The organism is Peptoniphilus mikwangii (genome assembly GCF_000468535.1).
GTDB classification, from domain to species: domain Bacteria; phylum Bacillota; class Clostridia; order Tissierellales; family Peptoniphilaceae; genus Anaerosphaera; species Anaerosphaera mikwangii.
Map to the genome: position 1 here is coordinate 301,142 of NZ_AUQY01000002.1, position 18,083 is coordinate 319,224.

An 18,083-nucleotide genomic window follows, 5' to 3' on the forward strand; every position below is an offset into this window, starting at 1 on the left:
CTCCTATGCTTTAACTCTATAAGCGTCAAATACATTATTTATTCTCTTAATTTTTTCAATTAATCTCACAAGTTCATCAATTGTATGAATTTCAACTACAATATTTAAGAATAAATCTCCATCTTTTGTTGATCGAGCATTTAAACTATGAAGAATTAATTTTGACTCATTTATTCTATTTGCAACATCAGAAATTACGTTAGATTTATCGAGTGCCTTTATTTCTATCTCAGCATTATAACTTGCGCCTTCTTCTGTTTCCCAAATTACATCTATTATTCTTGCAGATTCATCTAATACCTTTATATTTGTACAATCAGCTCTATGCACAGAAATTCCTCTTCCTATAGTTATATATCCTATAATATCATCCCCAGGAACCGGATTACAGCATTTTGCAAATCTAACTTTTACATTATCTACACCTTTTACAACAACTCCGCCCTTAGATGCTTTATTAACTCTTTGAGTTGTTTTAGGCAATACAGGTGTATCATCTTTGTTGTACTTTTTATATAAATCAACAAGTTTCGACATAACTTGATTAATAGTTATTGTCCCAAAACCTACTGCAGCATATAAATCATCTAAACTTTGTAAATTAAATTTATTTTTTACATCTTCTAACCAATCTTCTTTTACTATATCTGAAACTTTATATCCTAATTTTTTTGCTTCCTTTTCTATTGAGTCTCTTCCTCTTTCAATATTTTTATCTCTATCCTTAATTTTAAAATATTGACTTATTTTTTTCTTTGCTTGAGGACTTTTTACAATATTCAACCAGTCTAATGACGGACCGGAATTAGGATTAGTTATAACATCAACAATATCTCCGCTTTTAAGTTTATAGTTAAGAGGTACTATTCTTCCGTTAATTTTTGCACCGGTACACTTATTCCCAACTGCAGAGTGAATTCTATATGCAAAATCTATCGGTGTAGAACCTTCAGGTAAATTAATTACATCTCCTCTTGGAGTAAATATAAATACTTCATCCGCAAAAAAATCTATTTTTAGAGTCTCCATAAAATCATTAGGATCATTCAAATCTTTTTGCCATTCAAGTAATTGTCTAAGCCATGTCAAATTTTCATCAAACGAAGTGGATTTAGAAACCCCTGCTTTATACTTCCAATGAGCGGCAATACCATATTCAGCAGTTTGATGCATTTCAAAAGTTCTTATTTGTACTTCAAATGTTTCACCGTTATTGTCAATTACTGTAGTATGCAATGATTGATATTTATTGGGTTTAGGCATGGCTATATAGTCCTTAAATCTTCCTGGGATAGGTTTCCAAAGTGTATGCACTACACCCAAAACTCCATAACAATCTTTAATATCATCAACTAAAACTCTAACCGCAGATAAATCATATATTTCATCAAATGCTTTTCCCTTTATCTTCATTTTCTTATATATACTATAGAAATTTTTAGGTCTTCCATGTATGTCTGCATGTATTCCTATTTTATTTAAATTTTTTTCAATTTCTAAAGTAATTTTTGATATTAAAGCTTCTCTTTCGTGTCTCCTCTTATTTACCATTTCAACAAGCTGATAGTAATTTTCCGGATCTAAATATCTAAGAGATAAATCTTCCAATTCCCATTTAATTTTACTCATACCCAATCTATCAGCAATAGGAGCATATATCTCAAGTGTCTCAAGAGCCTTTTCGTGTTTTTTGGCATCAGTCATATATTCAAGAGTTCTCATATTATGAAGTCTATCTGCAAGCTTAACTATAATTACTCTTATATCTCTTGCCATTGCAAGAACCATTTTTCTAATATTTTCAGCTTGTTTTTCTTGTTTAGTTTGGTAATTAAGTTTTTTTAGTTTAGTAACTCCTTCTACTAAATCTGCAATCTCAACTCCAAATTCTTTCTTTATATCCTCATAAGTAACATCTGTATCTTCTATAGTATCATGCAATAAACCTGCTATTATTGTAGCGGTATCCATATTCATATCAGCAAGTATTAAAGCAACATTAAATGGATGAACTATATATGGTTCTCCGGAATTTCTTTTTTGTTTTTTATGATGTTCACTGGCTAAATTAAAAGCCTCTTCTATAAGTTCGACTTCTACTGACGGATTATATATCTTTATTTTTTCTAATAATTCCTCTATCATTTTACTCCCTCACTTACTCTATAATGACTTATTTTCAATTCTATATTGTCATTTCCTCTAAAACTATTTATCTCAGGAATATAAGTAATATCCAATTTAATATTATTTGTCATATTATTTTTCAATTTATATATTTCATCCTGATTATAATACTTTGATATTTTATCTAAAAATTCATCAATATTCTCAAATAGAATTGCATCCCTTTGAGTAATAGAATCTCCTATTACCATTTTTATTACATTCTTATTTTTTCCGAATACATTAAATTTTCTAATACTTAATTCTCTGGTTGCAAATAAAGGTTTAGAATTTCCATTTCCAAACGGATTTAATTTTTCAATGTCTGTAGCTAAAGATATATCTACATCAGAAAGATTAATTTGAGTATCTATATAAACTTTCTTAATTAAATCTTCTTTGGTAAGATTTGATTTATTATTTACGTCTATAACAAATTTTTTAAAATTTTCTTCTTCAAGACTAAGCCCACATGCCATAGCATGCCCACCAAATCTGCTTAACAGCTCTTTTGATGCAGATACATGTTCAAATAAATTAAATCCTTCAATACTTCTTCCTGAACCTTTTAATTCATCTTTTGATGTTGTAAGTATTATAGCAGGTCTATTGTATTTTTCTTTTATTCTACCTGCTATAATTCCAATAACGCTCTCATCTATTTCTTTATCCCTTAAAATCAAAACAGGAAATTTTTCTAATAAATTAAATTCATTTACTATCTTATCTATTTTTTCAAAGCCATCATCAGTCAATTTTTGACGCTTCGAATTAAGTTCTCTTAAATAAGTAGCATATTTCAAAGCTACATTATAATCTTCTTCCAATAACAACTTAACGGCAATATCTGCACTTTCAAGTCTGCCACTTGAATTTATCGTAGGACCTATTATAAAACCTATATGATACGCTGAAATTAAATTATTGCTTAAATCAGCAGCATTTATAATTGCTTTAATTCCACTATTTTTAGTTTTATTTAAATATTCCAATCCCTTAAAAACCAATACTCTATTTTCATCTATAAGCGGCATCACATCACATATGGTAGCTATAGCAACAAATTCTAAAAAATCACTATACAATTTCTCATCTTCAATTCCATTTATTTTATACAAATATGTTATAAGTTTATATGCAACAGTAGCTCCGCAAATTTCTCTAAATGGATATTTAGATGATTCTCTTTTAGGATCCACTATCGCAAGAGCATTAGGAAGTAATTCTTTTTTTTCAGTATCTACAGGAACTTCATGATGATCTGTAATTATTACACCTATACCGTTTTCAACAGCATATTGAATCTCATCTCTTGCCGCTATTCCATTATCACATGTTATTATTAAATCAATTCCATCTGTCCTTGCTTCATCTATTAATCTTAAATTTATTCCATATCCATCGCTTACTCTATTTGGTATCCTATAATCAACATTTGCTTTTAAATAACTAAGCCCCTTATATAATATGTAAGTGCTCATAACGCCATCTACATCATAGTCTCCAATAATTCTGATTTTTTTATTAGTAGCTACAGAATTTATAAGTATATTTGCAGCTTTTATCAAATCCGGTAAAAGTAATGGCGTATGAAGATCTTCTAAATTTGGATTTAAAAATTTTTCCAATTTTTCTTCTGTATCTATATCTCTATTAAAAAGTATATTACATATATATTTATTAATATTTAATTTTTCATAATCTAAAGTTAGGTCTTTTGTATTTTTAAGAAACCATTTTTCCATATAATCACCAAAAAGTTATCGTTATAATTAAAATTAAGTATACCACAAAATTAAATTAAATTAAATCTATTGTACTTTGTTAATCACGTATTTTATATATTTGTAAAAAATTTTATTTATAAATAGATTAAACTTGCTTAACACTTTCTGATTATTATTTTCTTCTTGCTTATAAAGCTTTAATTCTTTAATTTCATTAAACAATATTTTTACCGTAAAATTAAGTTTATTGCACAATATTACTTATTAATTATAATTTGTCTATGCTCTGTTATTTAACTTAAAAAAGCAGCAAATCTTTTTTGATTTGCTGCTTTTTTTAATACCACTTTATTCACTTTAATTAATTTTTCAAAAATATATATGTTAACTTTTACATGACAATATAATATTGTTATTCATTTGCAAGTATTGATATAGCACATTCTATTCTCTTCTTTTCCATTTCACAACCTATTTTATAAGGCTTTTTTAAATCATTATTTGCATAATATGCGTTTGCATGACATCCGCCGCTACAATAATATCTAGCCCAACACTCATAGCAATCTTCCTTTGTAAATACATTTGAACATTTAAAATTATCTCTTAACTCAGTATTTAGTATTCCTTCATCTACATTTCCAAGTTTAAATTGTTCTTCTCCTACAAATTGATGGCAAGGATATATATCTCCTTCCGGTGTTACAGCTACATATTCAGACCCTGCTCCACATCCCACAGTTCTCTTAATTATGCATGGTCCCTGAGTCAAATCTATCATAAAATGGAAGAACTTAAAATCAGGATCCTTTTTTCTGATTTCAATATAATCTTTACTCATTTTTTCATATTCATTTAATATCTTTTCAAGATGTTCTTCCCTAATTGCATATTCTTCTTTTTCATCTGTAACTACAGGTTCTATAGATGTTTTTTTAAATCCCAGATTGTAATATTCCATTAAATCTTGAGAAAAATCTAAGTTTTCATTAGTAAATGTCCCGCGAATATAATAATCTTTATCTCTTCTTTTATCTACTAACTTTTTAAATTTAGGAACTATAATGTCATAAGAACCTTTTTTGGAAATTGTCGGTCTCATATAATCATTAACACATTTTCTTCCATCTAATGAAAGAACTACATTATCCATATTTTCATTTATATAATCTATTACGTCATCTCTTAATAACACTCCATTAGTTGTAATTGTAAATCTAAAGTGCTTATTATATTTTTTTTCTTCATCTCTTCCATAATTAACTAATTTTTTTACTAATTCAAAATTCATTAGAGGTTCCCCTCCAAAGAAATCAACTTCTAAGTTTTTTCTATTTCCTGAATTTTTTAAAATAAAATCAAGTGCTTTTTTACCTGTTTCTTCGTCCATAAGAAGTCTTTTCCCATTAAAATCCCCTTGTGAAGCAAAGCAATATTTACATCTTAAATTACAATCATGAGCAACATGAAGACACATTGCCTTTACTATATTATCAGGATTATATATAGGCTTAAAAAGTCTTTTGTCTTCAGTAAACAAAACTTCATCTTCTTTTAAAGCATTAATCTCTGAAATAGCCTCTCTTATTGACTCATAATCGTATTTTAAAGCATATTTTTTATATAATTCAGATTCATCTAAACTTAAAAAATCTCCTATTAAATCATATATTATTTCATCAACTACATGAACTGAACCACTCGCTATATCTAATACTATATATTTATCATTTAAAAAAAATTTATGAATACTTCCCATTTTTCCCCCATTAATAAAATAAAAGGGTGGTTAACCCAACCCTCTTATTGATTAGAATTTTCGCACTTTTGATTTCCAACTGTGCAAGAAGTTTTGCAAGCAGATTGACATGATGTTTGACATTCTCCACATCCACCTTTTGCAAAAGTATCTTTTAATCTTTTAGTTGTTAATGTCTTAACGTGTTTCATAAGTACCTCCATTTAAGCCTTTAAATCATTCTTATTAGCTATTACCGAATTAATTCCCCATTTCATAACATCAATTCTTGATTTATTTCCTGAAGATTCAATTACAACATAGTCCTCTTTAACAAGAACAACTTTTCCAATTATTCCACCAATAGTTATTATATCATCTCCAACTTTAAGATTAGCTCTCATTGATTTTATTTCATTTTCTTTTTTCTTTTGAGGTCTAATCATAAAGAAGTAAAATACTATTACAACAACAACTAATGGACCTACCGAGCTTAACATTTGTGCTATTTTTGGATCCATATTAAAACTCCCTTCTTACTTTATTATAACCGTATTTATTATAAAAGTCATCTTTAAATTCCATGAAAGTATCATTTTTTATAGATTCTCTTATTTTTTTCATTAAATTAATTAAAAAATGTAGATTATGAATAGTGGCAAGACGCAATGCTAAAATTTCGTCTACATTGAATAAATGACGTATATATGCTCTCGAATAATTTTTACATGTATAACAATCGCATTCATCATCAATCGGAGTAAAATCATCTTTATATTTAGCATTTTTTATTACAAGTTTCCCTTTTGATGTAATAACAGTACCATTTCTAGCTATTCTTGTAGGTAATACACAATCCGCCATATCTATTCCTCTTTCAACAGCTTCAAATAAATAATCAGGAGAACCTACACCCATCAAATATCTAGGTTTATTCTTAGGCATGAAATCAGTTGTAAAATCAAGTATTTCATTCATCAGTTCAAGAGGTTCTCCAACACTTAATCCTCCAACCGCATATCCGGGAAAATCAAGTGCTACTAAATCTTTTGCAGAAATTTCTCTTAAATCCTTATACATTCCACCTTGTATTATTCCAAATAAAGCCTGATTATCAACATTTTTATGATGATCTTTACATCTCCTAGCCCATCGTGTAGTTCTATTCATAGAATTTAAAATATATTCATAACTCGACGGATATGGAGCACATTCATCAAAACACATCATAATATCAGAACCTAATGTATTTTGGATATCAACAGATATTTCCGGAGATAAAAATTTTTTAGATCCGTCAATATGCGATCTAAATTCAACTCCTTCTTCCGATATCTTCCTGTTGTTACTTAAACTAAATACCTGAAAACCTCCGCTATCTGTCAAAATCGGTTTATCCCAATTCATAAACTTATGAAGCCCACCAGCTTTTTCTATTATTTCCATACCCGGCTTTAAATATAAGTGATAAGTATTTGATAAAATAATTTGAGCTTCAAGCTCTTTAAGTTCTTCGGGCGTCATAGTTTTTACTGTCGCTCTTGTACCAACAGGCATAAATATAGGTGTTTCTATCTCACCATGAGTAGTTTTTATTTTGCCCAATCTTGCCTTGCATTCTTTAGACTCTTTAATAAGTTCAAATTCAAACATAAAATCTCCTAATATATAAACATAGCATCTCCAAAACTGAAGAACCTATACTTTTCTTTTACTGCTATTTCATAAGTATTCAATATCATACTTCTAGTTGCAAATGCAGAAACTAACATTACAAGTGTAGACTCCGGCAAATGAAAATTAGTTATAAGCGCATCTACGCACTTAAACTTATATCCGGGATGTATAAATATATCTGTCCATCCATTAGATTCTTTAACCATACCTTTATCATCTGCACAACTTTCTAAAGTTCTAATTGAAGTTGTTCCAACAGCAACAATTCTTCTATTTTCTATTTTTGCCTTATTTATTTCATCTGCTGTATCTTTGCATATCTCATAATATTCAGAATGCATATGATGATTAAATATGTCATCTGATTTAACCGGTCTAAATGTTCCAAGCCCCACATGTAATGTTACGTATACTATTTTAACGCCTTTGTCTTCTAATTTTTCTAAGAGCTCTTTTGTAAAGTGTAATCCTGCAGTAGGTGCAGCTGCTGAACCATCAATCTTTGAATATACAGTTTGATATCTTTCTCTATCTTCGAGCTTTTCAGTTATATATGGGGGAAGAGGCATCTCACCTAATTCATCTAAAATTTCTTCAAATATACCTTCATATATAAATTTTATAATTCTATTACCATCTTCCAATACATCTACTATTTCTCCGTTCAATCTTTCAGAGAAAAAGATTTTAGTGCCTACTTTAGCTTTCTTTCCCGGTTTACATAAACATTCCCATGTATCTTTCTCAATCTTTTTTAAAAGTAAAAATTCTATATGTTCTTGTCTATCAATTCTACTGCCAAAAATCCTTGCCGGCATAACCCTAGTATTATTTAAAACAAGGACATCTCCGGTTTTTAAATAATCATAAATGTCATAAAAATGCTTATGAACAATATCACCTGTGAGCCTATTTAATACTAAAAGCCTTGAATAATCTCTATTTTCTAAAGGATGTTGAGCTATTAACTCCTTAGGAAGCTCATAATTAAAATCTCTTGTCTTCATCTATAACCTTTCTACTATTTATTAAGTTCAACTCCAGGAAAATAGAAATGTATGATTTCTCTGTAACTTTTTCCTTCTTTTGCCATCTCAACAGCTCCATATTGGCTCATTCCTACACCATGTCCATAACCCTTACCATCAAATTTAAAACTACTTCCTAAATCAGAAACTGTAAACAAAGCACTTTTTATTTTAGTGTTTCCAAAAATATTTCTAAACTTATTACCTGTAATATTAACTGTTGAATTACTTCCAATCAAATCTACTTTTTTTATTCTTCCTGAATTATCATAATCTGTTATATTTATTGATAAAAGTTCTCCAATATTAATAGAATTATTTTTTAACATATCAGTCATTTTAGATTTATCTAAAGAATAATTCCAAGTGTATTTTAATGAATATGGATCTTCAATTACAGTTAAATAACTTAATCCATTTCCGCCCCAAACATCTTTGATATCTGCAGTACACCCTCCGGAAGATGCTCCAAAAATAGTATCGGCAACCTTACCTTCAAATGTAGCATATACTCCGTTAGTTTCATCTACTGCTCTGTTACTTTTATCTTTTTCACAACTTTTTCCACTATATACTTGAGAATTAGTTGTATCATCTAAATTGTATCCCAATTTTTTATATTTATTTATATTTTTTAATGCAAACCCTCTTGAACATATAGCTTGAGCTTTAAGTGCTTCTATTGGATATTCTGCTGATAATTCTTTTGGAACTACACCTTTTAAATAATCTTCAAGTTTAATATGATTTATAACTATAAGATTTCCTTTCAAATTTTTAAAATAAATATATCCTCTATATTCATTATTAACCTTCAAATAATCATCTGTTGCAAGCATCATAGCTCCGTCTTGTACTAAATCATTTGAATATATTTGTTCTTTATTTTTTAAAATTATTTTTCCCGACTTTAATACAGCAGTTACAGTTTTTGAATTTAAGTCAATTATCTTATTATAGTCTGCATCAACAAGATAGATGTTAGACTTTGACGTTACATTAATTTCACTACCTTCAGTATATGTTTTTCCGATTTTTATATTAAAATAAGTATCATCTTCAGCATAAACACTAAATGGTGTCAATAATAACATTATCAAAATCACTAAAAAATTTTTTTTCATAAAAAGTTCTCCTGTTCTCTATATTCTATTCCAAAATGATCATAAGCAGCCTTAGTAGGTACTCTACCTCTTGGTGTTCTATTTATAAATCCTATTTGCATTAAATATGGTTCATATGCATCTTCTATAGTAACTCTCTCTTCTCCTATTGATGCAGCTATTGCATCAATTCCAACAGGCCTTCCCATAAAATTTTCTATCATAGTACGAATTATCTTTCTATCCAAGCCATCTAATCCAAATTTATCTATATCAAGTAAATTTAATCCCTTTATTGCAACTCTTTTTGTTATTACTCCACTTTCCTTTACTTCAGCATAATCTCTAACCCTTTTTAGAAGCCTATTTGCAATTCTAGGAGTTCCCCTTGACCTGCAAGCTATTTCCATTGCACCTTCTTTTTCTATTGCAATATTTAAAATATCGGCAGATCTCATTATTATCTCAGTTAAACTGTCAATATCATATAATTCTAAATTTAATATAACCCCAAATCTATCTCGAAGTGGCGATGTAAGTTGTCCTGATCTTGTTGTTGCTCCAATAAGAGTAAACTTTTCAAGGTCCAATCTTATTGAACGTGCTGATGGTCCCTTTCCTATTATTATATCAAGAGCATAATCTTCCATCGCAGGATATAAAACTTCTTCAACAGATCTATTTATCCTATGAATTTCATCAATAAATAAAACATCATCTTCATTTAGATTTGAAAGTATACTTGCCAAATCTCCCGGTCTTTCAATTGCCGGTCCACTTGTTACTTTAACATTGACTCCCATTTCATTGGCTATTATATAACTTAAAGTAGTTTTTCCTAGACCCGGAGGTCCATTTAATAGACAATGATCTAAAGGTTCATGTCTATTCTTAGCGGCTTCTATAAAAATTTTTAATTTCTCAACAACTTTATCCTGACCAACATATTCACTTAACCATCTGGGCCTTAATGTATTGTCATTAGAACTGTCAAATGGAGTTATTGTAGGTTCAACCATTCTACTGTCTTCCATAACTACCTCCCCAACCTTTTAAGTGCTTCTTTTATCATCTTAGATACATCAAAATTCTCGTCAATCCCGGTAAGAGCCTTCTTAGCCTCATACTTATTGTAACCTAAACTAATCAAAGCTTCAACCGCAGGAGAAATATCTATTTCTTCTTTCAGGCTATTTTTTAATTCTTTAACGTCAAACCGAGTTTCAAAATTATATTTTGAAACCTTATCTTTTAATTCAAGAACTATTCTATCGGCTGTCTTCTTACCTATACCCGGAGAACTTGTAAGAGCCTTACTATTTTCATCAAGTATAGCAACTATTATTTGAGAAGCAGATAATGTAGAAAGTATACCCATACTCGCTTTAGGACCAACCGATGTTACTGATGTAAGTAAATCAAACAGTTTTCTTGAATCTTTATTCGCAAATCCATATAATGTCATACTGTCTTCTCTGATGATCAGTCTTGTATATATTTTTACTTCTTGCATAATTTCAAGTTGTTCAATATCACTCTGTGACATGTATACAATGTATCCCTTAAAATTATTTTCTATAACTATGTAATTGTCTAAAAGCTCGCTTATTATACCTTTTATATAATCTATCATCTATTTCATCCTAAACATGTCTTTAAACTTTAAGGAAGAAGCATGAGTTATAGCAACTGCAAGTGCATCTGCAACATCATCAGGTTTTGGAGTTTCTTTAAGTTTTAAGATAAATTTAACCATTTCCTGTATTTGTTTTTTTTCAGCTCTCCCATACCCTGCTATTGCTTGCTTGATTTGTAGCGGAGTGTATTCAAACAATTCTTTATGATTTAATTTTCCGCAAAGTATCATAACTCCTCTTGCATGAGAAACTGCCATTGCAGTTTTTGCATTCTTATTAAAAAACAACTCTTCAAATGCTATGTCATCCGGTTTGTATTTTTTTACTAAATCTTCAAGTTTTAAATAAATTTTTTCCAGTCTCAACGGAAAAGACATTTTACTATCTGTAGTAATAGCACCATAATCAAGTACTTTATATTTATTTCCCACCACTTCAATAATTCCATATCCAACTATCGCAAATCCCGGATCTATCCCTAATATTATCATAATCTATTACTAATAAAAAAACTAAGACAACAAATCTTAGTTTTTATTTATACCTCTTTAATACTTTGTCATTCACGCCTTCCCAATAAGCATTTTCATAAATCCTCATTGCATCTATACACAAAAATCTAACTATTTTTCTATCTAATCCATATAATTCTTTTTTAGAAAGATGTGAATTTGTTTCTTTAAACTTAACATCAGATTCATCAGTTATATCAAAATTAAGAACTAATTGTTTATCAACATGAGCATTTAAATTAAATACCTTTCTTTTTAAAAGATGCAAATTAAATTTAAATACTATATCATAAATAGTACGCCTTACTTTACTATCTCTTTTTAAATCTTTTAACATATTTTCTTTTAATTTTAATACTTCGTTATCTTTCACTTCATAATTAAATAACGTTCTTCTATAATATAAGTCTTCAATATTATAATTTTTAAATGTTATTATTTCTAATTTATTAATATTTTTAACTGCATTTGAACCTGCCCTGTATCCTTCTAAATATAAAAACAATTCAAACCTATTTACATCATTGTGAATAAGATTACTAAGATTATATGCTATAAGTTCTTTTCCTTCTTTATGCTTTAAAAACTTTATAATATCTTTTTTTAAATGCTTTAAAGAAATATAAGTAGGACATATAGTTTCTATAGAATTATCAACATCATACATATTAAGTAAAATATTAATGGATTCAGAATCATTATCATACAGAAACTTCTCAATTAAATATCTTTTTATATCCATAGAGCAAAAATTATAATCATATTTAGTTTCTTTAATTTTTGATATTGCTCCCATAAAAATTCCTCCATGTATCCATTAATGTTATTATACTATAAATAGTTACAAATGTGTAATTTTTATTAAAATTAAAGTAAAATTATATTTTGTTTTTTACATTCATCAATAATTTCAGGAGTCCAAACTGAAGCTTGCACCTCTCCTATATGTCTTTTTTCAAGGAAAAACATACAAAGTCTTGATTGTCCTATCCCGCCACCTATTGTATATGGCAATTTTTTATTTATTATATTTTTGTGATAATCCATACTCATTCTTTCTGTCTTATTTGATTCTTCAAGCTGATTTTTAAGCGATTTTTCATCGACTCTTATTCCCATACTGGAAAGTTCAAACGAATCTTCTATAACAGGATTCCAAAAAAGTATATCTCCATTTAATGACCAATCATCATAATCAGGACTTCTCAAATCATGCGGTTCACCAGATTTTAATTTATTCCCTATTCCAATTATAAATACCGCTTTTTTCTCTCTGCAAATTTCCCTTTCTCTTTCTTTACCTGTTAAATTAGGATACATATCTTCAAGTTCTTGGCTTTTTATAAAATATATTTCATCCGGAAGCTTTTTTTCAAAAACAAGTGGATACAATTGATTTATATACTCTTCCGCTCTTTTAAAAACTTCAAATATTTCTTTTACGACCGACCTTAAGAAATATTCATTCCTATCTTCTTTCTTTATAATCTTTTCCCAATCCCATTGGTCAACATATATAGAATGTATTTTGTCAAGTTCTTCGTCAGGTCTTAAAGCATTCATATCTGCATATATTCCCTCATAACATTTAAAACCATATTCTTTAAGAGCATTTCTTTTCCACTTTGCAAGAGATTGTACTATCTCAACATTTATATCATAATTTCTAATATCAAAACTAACAGCTTTCTCAAAACCGCTTAAATTATCATTCAATCCGGTTTCAGGTCTTACCATAAGTGGAGCTGATATTCTTGCCAAATTTAAACTATTAGCCAAATCTCTTTGAAAATAGTCTTTTAGTGATTTTATTGCCATTTGTGTTTCTTTTAGATCTAACTTTGTCACTTCTGAATTATTTCTCATATTACCTCCAAATAAAAATATCCCCTCATCAATGATGAAAGAATATTTACTAACTATTAATTAAGCAAATTGATATCCCATTTCTTCTGAATAATCTAAAATTGTCTCCACTATAAAATCTGTCATATTATAACTAAGTTTCATAGCATAATTTAAATCATTTGAAAAAGAATTTTCTTCCGACTTATAGTTATCAATAACATAATTAATATAATTTTTAACCGTAAAAAATAAACTATCTAACGAATTACATTCAATATTTATGCTATTAATAGAAATGTGGTTATTTTCAAAATTATATTCTTTTGCATAATCATTCAAATCAGACTCATATTTAATATGTTTTTTCATATTTCCAATAAAAGTCATTCGATATGCATGAGGGTAACATGTATAATCACATAAATAGTGTGAAATTATACCTATTCTTTTGCTCAAATACTTAATTAAAAATGAATTTTTATCACTATACAAGTCAGCATATCTACATATAAAAATTAAATTTACAATTTCTCCACAAATAAAATTTATGCTTTCTTCTTTATAATGTCTTTTAAACTTATAATATGGCAAATAATCCGGTGCAACAGCACCCCACTCCAGTTTATCCAAGTTAAGTTCTATTCCATATTCATATAAAATTTTATCATAAATTTTACCTGCAATTTTTCTGTGAGTTTCAGCTAATATTTTTAACACTCCCATCAAAAAATTTGTACTTATTTTAATATAATATATCTATTTTGTCAATCTTTTAGTATTTAATGTTTGATAAAACAGAATCTATTGTATCCCAAATATCAGAGGTTTCAAATCCTTTTCTCCAGCTTGCAATTCCAGCTAAATTATATTTATTTATAAGAGATGTTTTCCACTCTATTGATTTTGCATCTTCAATCCATATTTTATACAACTTGTCATTTTCGGAGTATTCTATATAGTCTTGTTTTGAAACATCATCCCAACTAATTGAACTGCCTTTTGATTCTATAATATTTTTTACTTGATTCATAGATAGCGAACTTGATTTTACATTGCTATCATTTTCACTCCACAACCTAGAATATAATGGTACACCTAAAACTAATTTTTCTTGTGGTATTTGCCTAAATAGAACGTTTAAATTACCTTCAACCCATTTATATTCAGCAACGGAACCTGCTTTTTTTGACGATGCCCAATGTTGGTCGTATGCCATTAAAATTACATAATCACAAAATCTCGCAAGTTCTTTTCTATTATATGGTTCTTTTGTAACATCACTTGAAATTTGTGGTGTAACATCTACACTAACTTTTAAACCCTCAGAATGAAACATGCCGGAAAGTTCTCTTACAAACTGCGTAATATTTTCTCTATCTTCAATTTTAGTGTTTTCAAAATCCACATTAACACCGGATAATCCGTATCTCTTTGCAAGTCTAAGTGTTTTTGTAGCTAAAATATATCTTGATGAACTCTTAGATAAAACTTCATGCGTTAAATCTGCATTAAATGAGTTATCTAAATAAGCCCAAACCTCAATTCCAAGTGCCTTATACTTATTTACGTATTCTTGATTGCCTCTGTCAATTATATCTAAATTAGAATTGGCTACAGAAAACCATGTAGGGCATATTACATTTAAACCTTTTATAGAAGTTATAGCATCTATACTTTCTTGACTTTGAGGCCCATATGTATAGTCCCATGTTAAATTGAGAGGCTTAACAGCCTCTCCATTATCAATTCCAATTTCTAATTTAAACTTATTTTTTGGAAATTCAACATCAAGAAGTGATTTTTTAATATATCCTGAATATCCATCAATTTCTCTAACTTTATAAAAATCTCCCTTTTCTCCATAAACATAAACTTTATTATCCCTCTTTAAAATTGATACTATCGGAGATTTTATGCTATCTTCCTCACGCATATTTAAGCCATCACCAGTAGGAATTCCTACTGCATATTCAATATCTTTTCTATCCATTACAAGAACTTTTTTATCTTCAATATATCTAAGAGATACCGGATAGTCATATATAAATATTTCTGAAGGAATTAAAACTTTTCCATCTTTCTCAATTACAGCAGATCTTAATCCTACTCTTTGATCATTCAAAAAAGCTTCATTAGCACCTAAAACTATTCTTTTTGTACCCTTAGTATTTACAAAAATTACAGCTTTTTCAGATTCATCATAAGATATTGTGTCGTCAATATATTCTTTTATAAAATCTAATGATAGATAATATTGTCCGTCAATCTTAGCAAAATCTTTTTTATCTATATCCTTATCTTCATAGATAAAACTAAATTCTTTATATTTAGTAGAAGTTTCACTTGAACCTCTTGAATTTAAAAAATAAAATCCTCCTGCCGCAAAAATAAGTAATATAAATATAAAACCAATAAAAAATTTTTTCATTTCATCATCCTCATTAATTTAATATCTTATATTATATAGCTTATGAATTAAAATTAAAAGCCTTTAATTAAAAAATAGGACTTATACAAGTCCCATATTTTAATTAATAATTTACTTTTTCCTTAACTTTAGCAGCCTTACCTTGTCTATCTCTTAGATAGTACAATTTAGAACGTCTAACTTTTCCCTTACGAACTATTACCAATTTAGCAATTCTTGGCGAATATAATAAGAATGTTCTTTCAACTCCAATTCCATAAGAAATTCTTCTTACAGTAAAAGTCTTTCTTGAACTTTCTCCTTGAATTTTAATTACAGTTCCTTCAAAAACTTGAACTCTTTCTCTTGAACCTTCTATAATTCTATAGTGAACTTGAACTGTATCACCAACACTCATCTTAGGTAAATCATTTTTTATTTGTTCTGCTTCAAGTGCTCTAATAATATCCAATTTGTTACCTCCCTTCAAACTCTATATCATTTAAAATCTTTTTTTCATAATCAGATAATTTATCTCTATCTAATAATTCAGGTCTTTTTTTCAGTGTAACCTTTATTGCTTCATAAATTCTATACTGTTTTATTTTTTCGTGATTACCGCTTAACAGAATTTCCGGAACATCATACCCATTAAAACTACTTGGTCTAGTATACTGAGGATACTCCAAAATTCCATTATAATGAGACTCTATGCTGTATGATTCATCAGAAGACAAAACTCCCGGAAGAAGCCTTGTAATTCCATCAATCAGCACCATAGACGGTATCTCCGCTCCAGTTAATACATAATCACCTATAGAAATCTCTTCATCAACATAATTTTCTATTATTCTATTATCTATTCCCTCATAATGTCCATTAAGAAGAACCAGATGCTCAATTTTCGAAAGTTCAATTAACTTTTTCTGTGTTAATGTCTTTCCTTGAGGTGATAAATAAATTACCTTAGAATTTTCAGATTCAACAGATTTTATTGCTCTATATATAGGCGGTGCCATCATAACCATACCTGGCCCTCCTCCATAAGAATAATCATCAATCTGCCCATGCTTATTTTCAGAAAAGTCTCTAATATTTACAGTATTAATCTCTATTTTACTTTCTTCAATAGCTCTTCCTACAATACTATAATTTCGGAGAGCATCAAAAAACTCAGGAAAAAGTGTAAGAATACTGAACTTCAATTAATCAACCCCTCTATAGGGTCTATAACAATAATCTTATTATCAATATCAATCTTTTTTACAAATTGTGAAACAGCAGGAATTAAAGATTCGCCTGTTTCAGATTTTAATAAATATAAATCATTTACAGGATTTTCTATAACGTCTTTAATTTCTCCAAGTTCATTATCATTCAAATCAAATACCTTACATCCAATTATGTCATTTATAAAAAAGGTATTTTCTTCCAATTCAATCCTATCAGCATCATCAATATATAAAAACTCATCTTTAAATCTAAGTACATCATTTATATTATCAATGTTTTTAAATTTTAAATATACAAATCTATCATCATAAGATACATTTGATACTTCAAATTCTTCAAGATTTTTGCCGATAAAAACAGTAATCAAATCCGAAAATCTATGAACCGAACTTGTTAGTGGAAAAATTTTAACTTCTCCTTTTATTCCCCTTGTATTGATAATCTTACCGATTATTGTACACTCACTTAATTTCTTCAATTTCTAAATTAACCCTTATATTTTCCTTAAGAGAAATAGCTTTTAAAATAGATCGAATAGCCTTTGCAATCCTACCTTGTTTTCCTATAACCTTTCCCATGTCACTTTGTAGAACACTTAGAGATATAACTAACTCATCATTCTCTCTATGTGATGTAATCTTTATAGAATCGGGACAATCAACTAAAGATTTAGCAATATATTCAACTAATTCAACCATTTGATTCCTCCATACAAAAGATTACTCAGCATCTTCTGTCTTTACTTCTTCCACTTTAGCTTCATAAACACTATTTTCTTTAAACAATCTATCAACAGTATCTGTTGGTTTAGCACCGTTTTTTATCCATTTATTTGCTTTTTCTGAATCAACTACAACCTTTTTAGGTTCAGTTAGTGGATCATAATAACCAATTTCTTCAATAAATTTTCCATCTCTCGGACTACGAGAGTCTGCTACAACTATTCTATAGAAAGGATTCTTTTTAGCTCCCATTCTTCTAAGTCTAATCTTAACTGCCAATTAATT

The 18,083-nt window shown here is 28.6% G+C and carries 20 protein-coding genes; all 20 read right to left on the bottom strand.

Features of this window, described 5'->3' with window-relative positions; genetic code table 11:
- Positions 1-3: 3 nt before the first annotated feature.
- The 20 genes from M915_RS01835 to rpsP all read right to left on the bottom strand — a co-directional run bounded on the left by M915_RS01835 (position 4) and on the right by rpsP (position 18,077).
- The gene (locus M915_RS01835) at positions 4-2,145 is read right to left on the bottom strand and encodes a RelA/SpoT family protein (protein ID WP_009222187.1); all 2,142 of its coding nucleotides are present in this window, start codon (positions 2,143-2,145) and stop codon (positions 4-6) included.
- On the bottom strand, positions 2,142-3,911 hold the full coding sequence (recJ, locus tag M915_RS01840) for a single-stranded-DNA-specific exonuclease RecJ (RefSeq protein WP_036728830.1): 1,770 nt from the start codon (positions 3,909-3,911) through the stop codon (positions 2,142-2,144). The genes M915_RS01835 and recJ overlap by 4 nt, the downstream gene beginning before the upstream one ends.
- Positions 3,912-4,305: 394 nt before the next feature.
- A complete protein-coding gene (scfB, locus tag M915_RS01845) occupies positions 4,306-5,652 on the bottom strand; it encodes a thioether cross-link-forming SCIFF peptide maturase (RefSeq protein ID WP_036728833.1) in 1,347 nt (448 codons plus the stop codon).
- Positions 5,653-5,696: 44 nt separating this feature from the next.
- The gene (gene scfA / locus M915_RS01850) at positions 5,697-5,843 is read right to left on the bottom strand and encodes a six-cysteine ranthipeptide SCIFF (protein WP_009222184.1); all 147 of its coding nucleotides are present in this window, start codon (positions 5,841-5,843) and stop codon (positions 5,697-5,699) included.
- A gap of 12 nt (positions 5,844-5,855) precedes the next feature.
- Entirely contained in the window at positions 5,856-6,152 is a 297-nt protein-coding gene (gene yajC / locus M915_RS01855) for a preprotein translocase subunit YajC (RefSeq protein ID WP_009222183.1), read from the bottom strand.
- Between the two features lies 1 nt (position 6,153).
- Entirely contained in the window at positions 6,154-7,284 is a 1,131-nt protein-coding gene (tgt, locus tag M915_RS01860; protein WP_036728837.1) for a tRNA guanosine(34) transglycosylase Tgt, read from the bottom strand.
- Positions 7,285-7,292: 8 nt separating this feature from the next.
- Positions 7,293-8,315 (bottom strand): tRNA preQ1(34) S-adenosylmethionine ribosyltransferase-isomerase QueA, encoded by a 1,023-nt coding sequence (gene queA / locus M915_RS01865; RefSeq protein ID WP_009222181.1) that lies wholly within the window; start codon positions 8,313-8,315, stop codon positions 7,293-7,295.
- A gap of 14 nt (positions 8,316-8,329) precedes the next feature.
- A complete protein-coding gene (locus tag M915_RS01870) occupies positions 8,330-9,460 on the bottom strand; it encodes a SpoIID/LytB domain-containing protein (protein WP_036728839.1) in 1,131 nt (376 codons plus the stop codon).
- A complete protein-coding gene (ruvB, locus tag M915_RS01875) occupies positions 9,457-10,473 on the bottom strand; it encodes a Holliday junction branch migration DNA helicase RuvB (protein WP_009222179.1) in 1,017 nt (338 codons plus the stop codon). The genes M915_RS01870 and ruvB overlap by 4 nt, the downstream gene beginning before the upstream one ends.
- A gap of 2 nt (positions 10,474-10,475) precedes the next feature.
- The gene (gene ruvA / locus M915_RS01880) at positions 10,476-11,072 is read right to left on the bottom strand and encodes a Holliday junction branch migration protein RuvA (RefSeq protein ID WP_036728842.1); all 597 of its coding nucleotides are present in this window, start codon (positions 11,070-11,072) and stop codon (positions 10,476-10,478) included.
- The gene (gene ruvC / locus M915_RS01885) at positions 11,073-11,567 is read right to left on the bottom strand and encodes a crossover junction endodeoxyribonuclease RuvC (protein WP_009222177.1); all 495 of its coding nucleotides are present in this window, start codon (positions 11,565-11,567) and stop codon (positions 11,073-11,075) included.
- A 43-nt stretch (positions 11,568-11,610) separates the two neighbouring features.
- Positions 11,611-12,384, bottom strand: coding sequence for a hypothetical protein (locus tag M915_RS01890; protein ID WP_009222176.1), 774 nt, complete (start codon positions 12,382-12,384; stop codon positions 11,611-11,613).
- 71 nt (positions 12,385-12,455) lie between these two features.
- A complete protein-coding gene (asnA, locus tag M915_RS01895) occupies positions 12,456-13,454 on the bottom strand; it encodes an aspartate--ammonia ligase (protein WP_036728846.1) in 999 nt (332 codons plus the stop codon).
- A 60-nt stretch (positions 13,455-13,514) separates the two neighbouring features.
- The gene (locus M915_RS01900; RefSeq protein ID WP_036729745.1) at positions 13,515-14,153 is read right to left on the bottom strand and encodes a zinc dependent phospholipase C family protein; all 639 of its coding nucleotides are present in this window, start codon (positions 14,151-14,153) and stop codon (positions 13,515-13,517) included.
- Between the two features lie 55 nt (positions 14,154-14,208).
- Positions 14,209-15,864, bottom strand: a complete 1,656-nt coding sequence (locus M915_RS01905; RefSeq protein ID WP_036728849.1) for a glycosyl hydrolase family 18 protein — start codon at positions 15,862-15,864, stop codon at positions 14,209-14,211.
- Positions 15,865-15,967: 103 nt separating this feature from the next.
- On the bottom strand, positions 15,968-16,315 hold the full coding sequence (rplS, locus tag M915_RS01910) for a 50S ribosomal protein L19 (RefSeq protein WP_009222171.1): 348 nt from the start codon (positions 16,313-16,315) through the stop codon (positions 15,968-15,970).
- A 4-nt stretch (positions 16,316-16,319) separates the two neighbouring features.
- Positions 16,320-17,048, bottom strand: a complete 729-nt coding sequence (trmD, locus tag M915_RS01915) for a tRNA (guanosine(37)-N1)-methyltransferase TrmD (RefSeq protein ID WP_036728852.1) — start codon at positions 17,046-17,048, stop codon at positions 16,320-16,322.
- A complete protein-coding gene (rimM, locus tag M915_RS01920; RefSeq protein ID WP_036728855.1) occupies positions 17,045-17,554 on the bottom strand; it encodes a ribosome maturation factor RimM in 510 nt (169 codons plus the stop codon). The genes trmD and rimM overlap by 4 nt, the downstream gene beginning before the upstream one ends.
- Positions 17,538-17,774, bottom strand: a complete 237-nt coding sequence (locus M915_RS01925; RefSeq protein WP_009222168.1) for a KH domain-containing protein — start codon at positions 17,772-17,774, stop codon at positions 17,538-17,540. The genes rimM and M915_RS01925 overlap by 17 nt, the downstream gene beginning before the upstream one ends.
- A 21-nt stretch (positions 17,775-17,795) precedes the next feature.
- Positions 17,796-18,077 (bottom strand): 30S ribosomal protein S16, encoded by a 282-nt coding sequence (rpsP, locus tag M915_RS01930; protein ID WP_036728858.1) that lies wholly within the window; start codon positions 18,075-18,077, stop codon positions 17,796-17,798.
- Between the last annotated feature and the right edge of the window lie 6 nt (positions 18,078-18,083).